The following is a 12,240-nucleotide window of genomic DNA, read 5'->3' as shown; positions in this document are numbered from 1 at the left end:
GTCTGGATTACAACACGGCAGCCTTAACCGAAACTTAAAGCCAGCTTGTCGCCCAATACGCGCCGGGAAGGCTCTAGATCCACCGCGTAGCCCTGCTTGGCCAATTGCAGCCTATCGCCGTAATGCCGGCCTTCAGCCTGAATCCGTTGTTCAATCCCTTGCAAGGATTGCTTGAGCGCCGCGCCCAGGCGATCCAGCTTCCCATCCAGCTCCGCGCCTTGGCGATTATTGAATTGCCGGCTGCCCGCGACAATGGCGCCCCAGCGCTGGCAATCGGCGCGCAAAGCGCCCAGATCCGGATACACGCCTTGTTCCAACGCGCGATTGGAGCAGGCGGTCAGCACTTGGGCCAGCGCGGAGGCCTCCTTGGCCGGCCTGGCGTCCAGGTAACGCGGGATGACGATGTCCAACGAGGCTTTGACGGGAGTGCTACGAAATAACTGCATGACGGGCTTCCTATTGGCGTTCATGAATCGATGCGCTCAAGCATAGCCCCGCGTCCGCGCCCGCCGCTTGCAAGAAGCGCCGGACAAAACAAAACCGCCCGGCAAGCGGGCGGTTTGAAAGCGGTGAAACAGGGATTAGCTGTTCAGTTCACGCGCCAGGTACAGCCAGGTTTCCACCACGGTGTCCGGGTTCAGGGACACGGTTTCGATGCCCTCTTCCACCAGCCACTTGGCGAAGTCCGGATGGTCCGACGGGCCTTGGCCGCAGATGCCGATGTACTTACCCTGCTTGCGGCAGGCCTGGATCGCCATGTGTAGCATGACCTTGACCGCTTCGTTGCGCTCGTCGAAGGTGGAGGCGATCGGGCCGCCGGAGTCGCGGTCCACGCCCAGCGTCAGCTGGGTCATGTCGTTGGAGCCGATGGAGAAGCCGTCGAAATGCTGCAGGAACTTGTCGGCCAACACGGCGTTGGTCGGCAGTTCGCACATCATGATCAGGCGCAGGCCGTTTTCGCCGCGCTTGAGGCCGTTGGCGGCCAGGATCTCCACCACTTGCTCGGCTTCGGACAGGGTGCGCACAAAGGGAATCATCACTTCCACATTGGTCAGACCCATCACGTCGCGCACTTTCTTGATGGCGCGGCATTCCAGTTCAAAGCAATCGCGGAAGGATTCGGCCACATAGCGGGCGGCGCCGCGGAAACCGATCATCGGGTTTTCTTCGTGCGGCTCGTACAGCTGGCCGCCGATCAGGTTGGCGTACTCGTTCGACTTGAAGTCGGACATGCGCACGATGACCTTTTTCGGATAGAAAGCCGCGGCCAGGGTGGACACGCCTTCGGCGATCTTGTCCACGTAGAAGTCCACCGGGCTGGCGTAACCGGCGATGCGGTCGCTGATGGTGGCTTTCAGATCCGCCGGCAGCTTGTCGAACTCCAACAGCGCTTTCGGGTGGATGCCGATCTGACGGTTGATCACGAACTCCATGCGCGCCAGGCCCACGCCTTCGTTCGGCAGCTGCGCGAAGTCGAAAGCCAGTTCCGGATTGCCCACGTTCATCATGATCTTGACCGGGGCCTTGGGCATCTTGTCCAGTTCCAGGTCGATCACTTCCACGTCCAGCAGGCCGTCGTAGATATTGCCGGTGTCGCCTTCGGCGCAGGACACGGTCACCTGCATGCCTTCGGACAGCACCTGGGTGGCGTCGCCGCAGCCCACCACGGCCGGGATGCCCAGCTCGCGCGCGATAATGGCCGCGTGGCAGGTGCGGCCGCCGCGGTTGGTGACGATGGCGGCGGCGCGTTTCATCACCGGTTCCCAATCCGGGTCGGTCATGTCGGTCACCAGCACGTCGCCCGGCTTGACGCGGTCCATCTCGGACGCGTCCTTGATGGTGCGCACCACGCCCTGGCCGATCTTCTGACCAATGGCGCGGCCTTCGCACAGCACTTGCGATTTGCTGTTCAGGCGATAGCGGCGCAGCGTGTCCTTGCGGTCTTCCTGCGACTTCACCGTTTCCGGACGCGCCTGCAGGATGTAGAGCTTGCCGTCGTGGCCGTCGCGGCCCCATTCGATGTCCATCGGACGACCGTAGTGCTTCTCGATGATCAGCGCGTATTCGGCCAGTTCAGCCACTTCGGCGTCGCTGATGGAGAATTGCTGGCGCTCCGCCGGGGACACGTCCACGGTCTTGACCGAGCGGCCGGCTTGCGAGGCGTCGGTGAACTCCATCTTGATCAGCTTGGAGCCCATGGTCTTGCGCAGCACCGCCGGACGGCCGGCTTTCAGCGTCGGCTTGTGCACGTAGAATTCGTCGGGGTTTACCGCGCCCTGCACCACGGTTTCGCCCAGGCCGTAGGACGCGGTGATGAACACCACGTCGTCAAAGCCGGATTCGGTGTCGATGGTGAACATCACGCCGGCCGCGCCGCAGTCGGAACGCACCATGCGCTGCACGCCGGCGGACAAAGCCACTACGTCGTGCTCAAAGCCTTTGTGCACGCGGTAGGAAATGGCGCGGTCGTTATAGAGGGAGGCGAAAACGTGCTTCATCGCATCCTTGACATTGTCAAGGCCGCGGATATTCAGGAAGGTTTCTTGCTGGCCTGCGAACGAGGCGTCGGGGAGGTCTTCTGCGGTGGCGGAGGAACGGACTGCAACGGAGATGTCGGCGCCGCCGGCATCGGCCACCATCTGATCCCAGGCCTCTTTGATATCGGCGTCAAGCTTGGCGGGGAACGGGGTATCGATGATCCATTGCCGGATTTCCTTGCCGATTCGGGCCAGTTCGCTGACATCGTCGATGTCCAGCTTGGCCAGCGCGGCGCTGATCTTTTCGGCCAGGCCGTTGTGCTGCAGAAAATCCCGGTAAGCCTGCGCCGTGGTGGCAAAGCCCCCCGGGACGCGAACCCCGGAGCCAGCCAGTTGGCTGATCATTTCACCAAGGGAGGCGTTCTTGCCGCCTACCTGCTCCACATCGGTCATGCGCAGTTTCTCGAACCAGATGACGTAGTTCTCAGCCATCACTTCACTTCCTGTGTTGGATTGGGACGATAGGGCCGCATTCTAGCCGAATTACGTGCCAGATGCGTAGCGTCTTTTGCAGCGCAACACGGGTTTTCGGCCGAACGAGGACAAGCATTGCAACAGAATCAATAAGTTGACGGACATTCCTGATGAAAATGATTGTCAAAACCGTGTAATTTACGCACTACATGATTGGCCGGCTCTCGCCGCGGGTTTCTTCGCGGCCTTTCAGAGTATAGAATCCCTTGAACCCCGGGCGCCCCAGCAATGCGCGGCAGGCGCGGTTCCGGCCTCGTTCACTCGCAATACAGGTGTTTGCATGCCCCACCATCTCCGCTCCGCCTTCTTCGTTTCCGATCGCACCGGCATCACCGCCGAATCGCTGGGGCACACGCTGCTGACCCAGTTCGACACCGTGGAATTCAAGCGCGAGACCATTCCCTTCGTCGACACCGTGGAAAAAGCGCAGGCGCTGGCCGAGGTCATCCGCCAGGTGTCGGAAACCGATCACCTGAAGCCGCTGGTGTTCACCAGCATCATCAACCCGGACGTGCGCAGCGCGCTGCAGGTTGAGAACGCGGTGATGATAGATTTCTTCGATACCTTCATCGGCCAGTTGGAGCAGGAAATCGGTCAGCGCGCCTCGCTGAGCGTGGGCAAGGCCCACGGCATGGTCAACGAGGAGAAGTACGATCACCGCATCGAAGCGGTCAACTTCTCGCTGAACCACGACGACGGCGTCAAATTGAAGGATCTGCATGAGGCGGATGTGATCCTGGTGGGCGTGTCCCGTTCCGGCAAGACGCCGACCTGCCTGTATCTGGCGCTGCAATACGGCATCCGCGCCGCCAACTACCCGCTGACGCCGGAAGACCTGGGCAGCCCGACCTTGCCCAAGCTGCTGCTGCCGTTCAAGGACAAGATCTTCGGCCTGACCATCGATCCGGCGCGCTTGCATCACATCCGCTCCGAGCGCCGGCCGGACTCCAAATACGCCAGCATGGACAATTGCCGCCGCGAGGTGAATGAGGCCGAATCCATGTTCCGCCACCACGGCGTGCCCTTCATCAGCACCACCCACAAGTCCATCGAGGAAATCGCCTCCACCATCATGCATAAGGCGGCGCTGGGCCGACGCTTCTAAGCACCTGTTCACTGCCTGCCGCGCTTCGTGAGACGGGGCGCGGTGGGCGCCGCTTCGAAATGCTCACGTAGCACCGATACATTCCGCTTCCTCAGCGGTTTTCCCTTGTCTCGCTTCTTGCTCGCGAGACTTTGAACCGACGCAAAGCCCAGCCTTCAAGCCCCGAAAACAGCCGGCATCGTCCGGCTTTTTTCATGCCGTCGCGCTACTTCGCCCACAGCCAATATCCATATAGCACTTTGTTTATTATCACTTTTTTACAATTCAGGCCGGAACATATAGCAAGCAAGCGCTCTCCAACAGGCATCTTGAATCCACTGCCGGACTATTCCGATGCATATCGTCGCCATCGCCGCCCCGCCCAGATCCGCCGTCTCGCCGTTGAAGGAAGTGGGCGCCGTCGCCGCCAAGACCGACAGCCGCGCCGCCGCCAGCGACCCGCGCAAGGAGATGGCGGAGTTTCTCGCCCCTCATCCGCAATCTCCCGCGCTCAACGGGGACGCCCCGCCCCGCGGCGAGTCTTTCGAGCGGCTGCTGCGCCAGGCCCAGAGCGCGGTCGGACGCAAGGACGCTTCCCCTTATTCCGAAGACCTGATGCCGCCGGCCGGCAGCCTGCTGCACGTGGTGGCGTGAACGCGGCACTTGACGCTGCTTTGCCCGCCGTGCTCTGATAAAGCCCATGAACTACGCAACCGCATCCGCAACCTTCTTTTGGTGGTGGCGCCTGAACTAAGGCGGCGCCGGCGTTTGCATACCCAAAACCCGGAAGCTGCCGATACGGCGGCATAGGGTTTCCAGCAGTACTCCTCCCCCCGGATCGGCAGTTTCCAACAAGCTCAAGCTTACTGGAGACCACTGTTATGAATCTGGACAGCATCACAGCCAAAGACATCATCCTGACCGGCGACCGCACCACCGGACAATTGCATCTGGGCCACTACGTCGGCTCGCTGCGCAACCGCGTGATCCTGCAAGACCGTTGCCGCCAGTTCCTGCTGCTCGCCGACGCCCAGGCGCTGACCGACAATATGGGCAACTATCTGAAGGTCCGCGACAATGTGCTGCAAGTGGCGCTGGATTATCTAGCGGTGGGCATAGACCCGGAAAAAAGCACCATCTTCATCCAGAGCCTGGTGCCGGAGCTGACCGAGCTGTCTTCCTACTATCTCAATCTGGTCACCGTGGCGCGTCTGGAGCGCAACCCCACCATCAAGGACGAGATCAAGCAGCGCGGCTACGAGCGCGACATCCCCGCCGGCTTCCTCACCTACCCCGCCGCCCAGGCCGCCGACATCACCGCCTTCAAGGCCAGCATCGTGCCGGTGGGCGAAGACCAGATTCCGATGATTGAGCAGACCAACGAGATCGTGCGCCGCTTCAACGGCAGCGTGGATCGGGCGGTGCTGGTGGAAGCGCGGGCGGTGGTGCCGGAGCAAGGCTCGCGTCTGCCCGGCATCGACGGCAAGGCCAAGATGTCCAAATCGCTGGGCAACACCATCACTTTGTCGGCCACGCCGGACGAGATCCGCCAGGCGGTGAAGATGATGTACACCGACCCCAATCACCTGCGCGTGGCCGATCCGGGCCAGGTGGAAGGCAATGTGGTGTTCACCTATCTGGACGTGTTCCATTCCGACACGGAGCAGGTGGCGGAATGGAAGGAGCATTATCGCCGCGGCGGCCTGGGCGACACCGTGATCAAGAAGCAGTTGGAAGAATGCCTGCAGACCCTGCTGGAGCCGATCCGCGCCCGCCGCGAGCAGTACGCGCGCGATCCGGCGGCGGTGATGGCGATGCTGAAGACCGGCACCCAGCGCGCGCGCGAAGTGGCGGCGGCCACGCTGGCCGAGGTGAAGACGGCGATGGGCTTGAACTACTACTAAGAGCCTTTTTACGATCTGCTGCGCGTCGGCGAGACCGCGTTGAAAACACACTCTTTAAGAGGAGAGCACCGCATGGAACAAGTCTACCAATGCCAAAACCTGGAAGAGGTGCGCGGCCAGATCGACCGCATCGACCGCGCGCTGGTGGCGCTGATCGCCGAGCGCGGCCTTTACGTGCGCCAGGCAGCGGCGTTCAAGCACAGCCGGGAAGAAGTGGAAGGCGGCAAACGCGTCGATCAGGTGATGCGCCGCGTCGAGCGTCTGGCCGGCGAACTGGGCGCCGACGCGGCGCTGACCGCGGCGGTCTACCGCACGATGATAGAGTACTTCATCGCCGATGAAATGGCGGCCTTCCGCGCCAAAGCGGCAGCCGATTGAGGCGGAGGCCGGCTTTCCCTACAATCGCTTCCATCCGCTGACCGCCGGCCGCCCTCCGCGGCCGGCGTTTTTCCCGCGGCCGGAGAACCTGAATGAACAAGATTGCCCTGTTGCTGCTCGCCTGCCTGACCGCGCCCGCGATGGCCGAGGAAGTGGGCGAGGTGTCCACCACCTTCAAGCTGCTCAGCCCCAACGACAAGGTGGTGGTGGAAGCTTTCGACGACCCGGCGGTGCAAGGCGTGGCCTGCTATATCTCGCGCGCCAAGACCGGCGGCTACAAGGGCGCGCTGGGCCTGGCCAAGGACCCGTCCCGCTTCTCGGTGGCCTGCCGCCAGGTGGGCGCGATCAAGTTCTCGCGGCCGCTGCCCAAGCAGGAGCAGGTGTTCAAGGAAGGCGCGTCCTTCATCTTCAAGCATGTGCGGGTGGTGCGCATCGTCGACGCCAAACGCAATACCCTGACCTACCTCAGCTATTCCGACAAGCTGCTGGACGGCAGCCCGGACAATGCGCTGACCGCGGTGGCGGTGCTGGATCAAAAGATCCCGTTGCAACCCTGAAATAAAAGCGATTGATTATTAACGATTTCTTTGCATGACGGGCATCAGCTAAACGGCAGCTCAACGCGCAAGCCGTCATAGCCGACCTCCACGCCGGGCGGACATTCGGCGCTGAGCGCGCCGAATTCCAGCCTGTGGGTCATGTGGATCAGCACCGTGCGTTCGGCGCCGATGCGCTCGGCCCAGGCAAAGGATTGCCGCACGCCGAGGTGGGACGGATAGGGATCGTGGTTCAGGCAGTCCAGGAACAAGAGCTTCAGCCCCTGCAACAAGGGCAGGCTGCTGTCAGGGATGTCCGACACGTCGGTCAGCCAGGCCATGTCGCCGACGCGCCAGCCGAGGCAAGGCCAGGAACCGTGTTGCAAGGGCACGGGCGTCAGCGTGACGCCGCCGCAGTCCACCGGCCCGTCCACCTGCTGCGGCAGCAGCACCGGCTTGTCCCACATCTTGGACGGCGGCAGCAGCGCGTAGTCGAAACGGCTCTTGATATTGTCCAGGGTGAAGGCGTTGCCGTAGAGCGTGATCGGCCCCTTCTTCACGTAGCAGAAGGCGCGCAGGTCGTCGATCCCGTTCAGGTGGTCGGCGTGCGGATGGGTGTACAGCACCGCGTCCACCTGGCTCAGCCCTTCGCGCAGCGCCTGCTGCCGCAGGTCCGGCCCGGTGTCGATCAGCAGCCCCTGGCCGGCCGCCTTGATATAGGCGCTGGCGCGGGTGCGGCGATTGCGCGGATCCGGCGAACGGCAGGTGACGCAGTCGCAGCCTATGGCCGGCGTGCCGGAACTGGAGCCGCAGCCCAGGATGGTGACTTCAAGCGAACCCAATGGCGTTTCCCAAGTAATAAGGCATCAGCGGCAGCGCTCGGGGCGCTCCGCCTTCTCGCGCACCCAGCCGCCGTCGCAGCGGACATTGCCGTCGGCGTCTTGCTGGCAGCCGCCGCGCGGCTGCTTGGCGCAATACGGATTGCCGTCGCGCGACAGCAGGCAGGCGCCGGGGCCGGCGTATGTGACGCCGTTGGCGCGCACCACGCCGCCGCCCGGATAAGGCGAGCACAGCACGTTGCCGAATTCATCGATCGCGCATTCGCCCTTGCCGCACATCGCCTGTCCGCGCTGCACCAGGGCGATGCCGCCGTCTTCGGAACAATAACTGCGTCCGTTCAGATTGACGCAATTGGCCCAGGCCTGGGCCGAGAACAATATGGCCAGCAAGGCCAGCAAGGCCAGCCCGGACAGCAAGATTCGCTTCATGCGCTTTCTCCGCTTCAACGGCTGGCCTTGGAGAACAGCCGGAAAAAGTTATCGCTGGTGACACGCGCCACCTCTTCCACCGCCATGCCGCGCAGCTCGGCGATGTGCGCGGCCACATGGCGGACATAGGCCGGCTCGTTGACCTTGCCGCGATACGGCACCGGCGCCAGATACGGGGAATCGGTTTCGATCAGCATCCGATCCAGCGGCACTTTCTGCGCCACTTCCTTGACCTGGGCCGCGTTCTTGAAGGTCACCACACCGGAGAAGGAAATGTAGAAGCCCAGCTCCAGCGCGGCTTGCGCCACCTCCCAGGTTTCGGTGAAGCAATGCATCACGCCGCCGCACGCCTCGGCGTTTTCTTCCCGCATCAGCCGGATGGTGTCCTCGGCGGACTCGCGGGTGTGGATCACCAGCGGCAGGCCGACGCGCTTGGCGGCGCGGATATGGGTGCGGAAGCGCTGATGCTGCCATTCCAGATCGCCCTTGCACCAGTGGTAGTCGAGTCCGGTTTCGCCTATGCCCACCACCCGCGGGTGCGCGGCCAGCGCCACCAGTTCGTCCTCGCTGTACTCTTCCGCTTCCGGGTCGTCCGGATGCACGCCCACGGTGGCGTATAGATTGCCGTGGCTCTCCGCGAGTTCCAGCACTTGCGGATATTTGGGACGGCTGACGCCGATCACCAGCGCGTGGCTGACCTGGTTGGCCTGCATATTGGCCAGCACTTCCGGCATGCGCGCGGCGAGGTCGGGAAAATTGATATGGCAGTGGGAGTCGATAAACATATTTGCGTCAATCAGGCTGCGGCGCGCGGACGCGCGCCGCTAAAACAATCACATGGTATGAGTGGGCCGGCTGGAGTTGAGCACGCCGCTGAGCAGGGCCTCGATCTTGTCCTTGGCCTGCTTGCCGGCGTCGCCGGCGACGAACTCGACGCCGACGCCCTGCACCCGGCTGTTGTTGGCGCCGGCCGGCGTCAGCCACACCACCTTGGCTTGCACCGCGATGCGCTGCGGGTCGTCCATCAGGGTCAGCAGCAGGAACACCTCCTCGCCCAGCTTCATTTCCTTATTGGTGGGAATGAAGATGCCGCCGTGGCGCACAAAGGGCATGTAGGCGGCGAACAGCGCGCTGCGCTCCTTGATGTGCAGGGACAGCACCCCGGGACGGTTGGGATTCAGGTCCGGGCGAGTGGCGGAATTGTCCATACTTGGCTAACCCTCTGTGTCAGGCGGCCTTGCCGCTGGCGAATATCTTCAGATAGTCCATCAGCACCGCTTCCAATTGCAAGCGCGTGTTCAAGGTATGCTGGCCGAACGGCGCCAGTTGGTTGAGCGTCTGCTGACACGCCATCAATTGCGCGATGTCGGCGCGCGCCGCCAGTTGCTGCAAGGCGCGCTCCTGATCTGGATAATAGCGGACCAAACCGGCCAGTCTCAAACTCGCCAGATCATGCAGCCACTTCATCAGCCAGCCTATGGGCAGCAACAGCGGCAGTTTCTGCTTGTCCACCGCCTCCGCCAGCTGCAGCACATTGGCGAAGCTGGGCTGGCCCAGGCCCTGGACGAACTGGCCGCGCAGCTTGGCCAAAGCCGGATCGTGGTCGAACAGCGGCGCGCCGCCGTTATGGGCCAGTTCCAGTTCCGCGTCCGCCACGCCCTGCTCGCGCAGCCAGGCCAGCGCCTGGGCCTGGTGCGGCCGCGTCAGCGGAAACTGGCGGCAACGGCTGCGTATGGTGGGCAGCAAGCGCTGCGGCGCATGCGCCACCAGCAGGAACAGCACCTCGGCCGGCGGCTCTTCCAGGATTTTGAGCAAGGCGTTGGCGGCGGCCGGATTCAGGCTTTCCGCCGGTTCCACCAGCACAACGCGCCGGCCGGCGCGATGCGCGCTCAGGTGGGCGAAATCGATCACATCGCGCACCGCCTCGATCTTGATCACCGGCAGCTTGCGGCTGACTTTCTTGCCCTCGGCGCCTTCCTTGCCTTCCTCGTCCTCGTCGCCCAGCGGCGACAAGCGGCGGAAGTCCGGGTGGGTGCCGTGCCGATACCAGCGGCAGGCCTCGCATTCGCCGCAAGGCTGGTGGCCGGCCTGCGGGCGTTCGCATAGCAGCGACTGGGCCAGGTGTTCGGCGAACTCCAGCTTGCCGATGCCGGCGGCGCCGGTGAACAGCCAGGCATTGGGCAGGCGTTCGCGCTCGGCGTTCAGCCGGGTCCAATCGCCTTCTTGCCAGGGCAGCAGCATCACGCGGCCTCCAGCAGTTTTTGCAGGCAGGCCGCGATGTCGACCTGGATCTCGGCGATGGAGCGGCTGGCGTCCAGCACCGCGAAACGCGGCTGGCCGGCGGCGCGGCGCAAATAGGCTTCGCGCACGCGCACGTGGAAGTCGGCCTTCTCCTGCTCGAAGCGGTCCAGCTGCCGGGTCTTGGACATGCGCTCGGCCGCCACTTCCAGCGGCAGGTCGAACAGCAGGGTCAGGTCCGGCTGCAAACCGTGCTGCACCCATTGTTCCAGTTCGGCGATGCGCTCGAACGGCACGCCGCGGCCGCCGCCCTGGAAGGCGAAGGTGGAATCGGTGAAGCGGTCGGACACCAGCCACTGGCCGGCGGCGAGCGCGGGCTCGATCACGCTGTGCAGCAATTGCTGGCGCGAAGCGAACACCAGCAGGGTTTCCGCGTCCAGCGAGGCCTCGGTGTCCACCGCCAGCAGCAGCTCGCGGATTTTCTCGCCCAAAGGGGTGCCGCCCGGTTCGCGAGTGAATACGGCGTTGACGCCGTGTTGCGCCAGCCAATCGCGGATGAAGGCCAGATGGGTGCTTTTGCCGGCGCCGTCTATGCCTTCCAGGCTGATGAAGCGGCCGCGTTGCTGCTCTAGCGCCATTACTGTCCTTTCTTCAAAATATATTTGCGCACCGCCTGATTGTGTTCGTCCAGCGTTGCGGAGAAATGCGAAGTGCCGTCGCCGCGAGCGACGAAATACAAGGCCTTGGTTTCGGCCGGATTGGCCGCCGCGTCCAGCGCCGCCTTGCCGGGCAAGGCGATGGGCGTGGGCGTCAGGCCGGCGCGGGTATAAGTGTTGTAAGGCGTGTCGCGGCGCAGATCGGCCTTGCCTATCTTGCCCTGGTACAGACTGCCCATGCCGTAGATCACCGAGGGATCGGTCTGCAAGCGCATGCCCTGCTTCAAGCGGTTGACGAACACCCCCGCCACCATTGGACGGTCGGCGTCTTCGCCGGTTTCCTTCTCAATCAGGCTGGCCATGATCAGCAGCTCGTAAGGCGTGCGGTAAGGCAGCTCCGGTTTGCGCGCCGCCCAGGCCGCTTCCAGCCGCTGCTGCATCGCGCCGAAGGCCTGGCGGTAGAGCTCCGCGTCCTCGGTGTCCGGCGAGAACAGATAGGTGCTGGGGAAGAACAGGCCTTCCGGCTTGGCGTCGCCGAAGCCCAGCCGCCGCATGATCTCCTCGTCGCTCCAGTCCTTGGCCGTATGCTTGATGTCGGGGTTGCGGTCTATCGCCTGGCGGAATTGGCGGAAGGTCCAGCCCTCGATCACCGTCAGGCTGGCCTCGTCCGGATGGCCGTCGGCCAGGCGGTTCAGGATGTCCAGCATCGATGCCTGGCCGTCGAAACGATACAGGCCAGCCTTGATCTTGCGGTCCACGCCTTGCAGGCGGGCCAGGGCCACCATCACCTGGCGGCTGCGAACCACGCCCTCCTGCTCCAGTCCCCGCGCCACTTGGCTCAGGGTGCGGTTGGGCCCCACGGTCAGCTTGTAACCGGCTTCCGGCAGGCCAACCGGAATCAGGACCACCCAAACCAGCCAGGCACAGCCCAGCGCAAGGCACAGCAAGAACAGGCGAAACAGAGTTTTCATCATTTGACGGGAAGCATGAGACAGCGCAGCGGGACGATCGCGCATGATACCAGACAAGCCGGCCTGACCGACATGTCAGGCCCGCCCCCCGCAATCAAGCAAAGTTTGCGCCAAATCAACTGTCCACCTTTCCATTTTGCATAGTTTTGCTCGCGTTCTATACCTGATTAAATGGACTGCTTAAATGATGCGAG

14 protein-coding genes are annotated in these 12,240 nt (G+C 63.3%); 5 read left to right on the top strand and 9 right to left on the bottom strand.

All coding sequences use genetic code 11. From position 1 onward, the window contains the following. Positions 1–23 precede the first annotated feature (23 nt). Both JC616_RS04215 and ppsA read right to left on the bottom strand, forming a co-directional pair. Positions 24–446 (bottom strand): hypothetical protein, encoded by a 423-nt coding sequence (locus tag JC616_RS04215; RefSeq protein WP_146176563.1) that lies wholly within the window; start codon positions 444–446, stop codon positions 24–26. 135 nt (positions 447–581) lie between these two features. Further along, positions 582–2,969, bottom strand: coding sequence for a phosphoenolpyruvate synthase (ppsA, locus tag JC616_RS04210; RefSeq protein WP_107798125.1), 2,388 nt, complete (start codon positions 2,967–2,969; stop codon positions 582–584). Between the two features lie 322 nt (positions 2,970–3,291). Here ppsA and ppsR point away from each other — a divergent pair, with 322 nt between their 5' ends. From ppsR to JC616_RS04185, 5 genes are all read left to right on the top strand, one after another. Then, positions 3,292–4,116, top strand: a complete 825-nt coding sequence (gene ppsR, locus JC616_RS04205; protein WP_048415701.1) for a posphoenolpyruvate synthetase regulatory kinase/phosphorylase PpsR — start codon at positions 3,292–3,294, stop codon at positions 4,114–4,116. Positions 4,117–4,449: 333 nt separating this feature from the next. Continuing rightward, positions 4,450–4,749, top strand: coding sequence for a hypothetical protein (locus tag JC616_RS04200; protein ID WP_227106886.1), 300 nt, complete (start codon positions 4,450–4,452; stop codon positions 4,747–4,749). Between the two features lie 227 nt (positions 4,750–4,976). Beyond that, the gene (trpS, locus tag JC616_RS04195; protein WP_227106884.1) at positions 4,977–5,999 is read left to right on the top strand and encodes a tryptophan--tRNA ligase; all 1,023 of its coding nucleotides are present in this window, start codon (positions 4,977–4,979) and stop codon (positions 5,997–5,999) included. Positions 6,000–6,071: 72 nt separating this feature from the next. Continuing rightward, positions 6,072–6,377, top strand: coding sequence for a chorismate mutase (locus JC616_RS04190; RefSeq protein WP_107798122.1), 306 nt, complete (start codon positions 6,072–6,074; stop codon positions 6,375–6,377). A gap of 92 nt (positions 6,378–6,469) precedes the next feature. After that, positions 6,470–6,934 (top strand): CreA family protein, encoded by a 465-nt coding sequence (locus tag JC616_RS04185; RefSeq protein WP_107798121.1) that lies wholly within the window; start codon positions 6,470–6,472, stop codon positions 6,932–6,934. 44 nt (positions 6,935–6,978) lie between these two features. Here JC616_RS04185 and JC616_RS04180 read toward each other — a convergent pair whose 3' ends face one another. Genes JC616_RS04180 through mltG form a run of 7 tightly spaced genes read right to left on the bottom strand, consistent with a single transcriptional unit; the run spans position 6,979 to position 12,049 of the window. Further along, a complete protein-coding gene (locus JC616_RS04180; protein ID WP_227106882.1) occupies positions 6,979–7,755 on the bottom strand; it encodes an MBL fold metallo-hydrolase in 777 nt (258 codons plus the stop codon). Positions 7,756–7,779: 24 nt separating this feature from the next. Then, positions 7,780–8,181: a hypothetical protein gene (locus tag JC616_RS04175; RefSeq protein ID WP_227106880.1), complete on the bottom strand. Its 402-nt coding sequence runs from the start codon at positions 8,179–8,181 to the stop codon at positions 7,780–7,782. Positions 8,182–8,195: 14 nt separating this feature from the next. After that, positions 8,196–8,966, bottom strand: a complete 771-nt coding sequence (locus tag JC616_RS04170) for a TatD family hydrolase (RefSeq protein ID WP_227106878.1) — start codon at positions 8,964–8,966, stop codon at positions 8,196–8,198. A 48-nt stretch (positions 8,967–9,014) separates the two neighbouring features. Continuing rightward, the gene (locus JC616_RS04165) at positions 9,015–9,389 is read right to left on the bottom strand and encodes a PilZ domain-containing protein (RefSeq protein ID WP_048416050.1); all 375 of its coding nucleotides are present in this window, start codon (positions 9,387–9,389) and stop codon (positions 9,015–9,017) included. 19 nt (positions 9,390–9,408) lie between these two features. Next, positions 9,409–10,422, bottom strand: coding sequence for a DNA polymerase III subunit delta' (locus JC616_RS04160; protein WP_107798117.1), 1,014 nt, complete (start codon positions 10,420–10,422; stop codon positions 9,409–9,411). Then, positions 10,422–11,057 carry a dTMP kinase gene (gene tmk, locus JC616_RS04155; protein WP_227106876.1) on the bottom strand — a complete coding sequence of 212 codons (636 nt, stop codon included), beginning with the start codon at positions 11,055–11,057 and terminating at the stop codon, positions 10,422–10,424. The genes JC616_RS04160 and tmk overlap by 1 nt, the downstream gene beginning before the upstream one ends. Then, positions 11,057–12,049: an endolytic transglycosylase MltG gene (gene mltG / locus JC616_RS04150; protein ID WP_107798116.1), complete on the bottom strand. Its 993-nt coding sequence runs from the start codon at positions 12,047–12,049 to the stop codon at positions 11,057–11,059. Before mltG ends, tmk begins: the two co-directional genes overlap by 1 nt. Between the last annotated feature and the right edge of the window lie 191 nt (positions 12,050–12,240).

The organism is Chromobacterium rhizoryzae, from assembly GCF_020544465.1.
In the GTDB taxonomy this organism is placed as follows: Bacteria; Pseudomonadota; Gammaproteobacteria; order Burkholderiales; family Chromobacteriaceae; genus Chromobacterium.
The sequence above is the reverse complement of the archived record's forward strand: the minus strand, read 5'-3'. Positions and strand labels throughout refer to the sequence as shown.

Coding starts and splice junctions, on each gene's coding strand:
- JC616_RS04215 (WP_146176563.1), bottom strand. CDS start 446: ATGCAGTTATTTCGTAGCACTCCCGTCAAAGCCTCGTTGGACATCGTC.
- ppsA (WP_107798125.1), bottom strand. CDS start 2,969: ATGGCTGAGAACTACGTCATCTGGTTCGAGAAACTGCGCATGACCGAT.
- ppsR (WP_048415701.1), top strand. CDS start 3,292: ATGCCCCACCATCTCCGCTCCGCCTTCTTCGTTTCCGATCGCACCGGC.
- JC616_RS04200 (WP_227106886.1), top strand. CDS start 4,450: ATGCATATCGTCGCCATCGCCGCCCCGCCCAGATCCGCCGTCTCGCCG.
- trpS (WP_227106884.1), top strand. CDS start 4,977: ATGAATCTGGACAGCATCACAGCCAAAGACATCATCCTGACCGGCGAC.
- JC616_RS04190 (WP_107798122.1), top strand. CDS start 6,072: ATGGAACAAGTCTACCAATGCCAAAACCTGGAAGAGGTGCGCGGCCAG.
- JC616_RS04185 (WP_107798121.1), top strand. CDS start 6,470: ATGAACAAGATTGCCCTGTTGCTGCTCGCCTGCCTGACCGCGCCCGCG.
- JC616_RS04175 (WP_227106880.1), bottom strand. CDS start 8,181: ATGAAGCGAATCTTGCTGTCCGGGCTGGCCTTGCTGGCCTTGCTGGCC.
- JC616_RS04170 (WP_227106878.1), bottom strand. CDS start 8,966: ATGTTTATCGACTCCCACTGCCATATCAATTTTCCCGACCTCGCCGCG.
- JC616_RS04165 (WP_048416050.1), bottom strand. CDS start 9,389: ATGGACAATTCCGCCACTCGCCCGGACCTGAATCCCAACCGTCCCGGG.
- JC616_RS04160 (WP_107798117.1), bottom strand. CDS start 10,422: ATGCTGCTGCCCTGGCAAGAAGGCGATTGGACCCGGCTGAACGCCGAG.
- tmk (WP_227106876.1), bottom strand. CDS start 11,057: ATGGCGCTAGAGCAGCAACGCGGCCGCTTCATCAGCCTGGAAGGCATA.
- mltG (WP_107798116.1), bottom strand. CDS start 12,049: ATGATGAAAACTCTGTTTCGCCTGTTCTTGCTGTGCCTTGCGCTGGGC.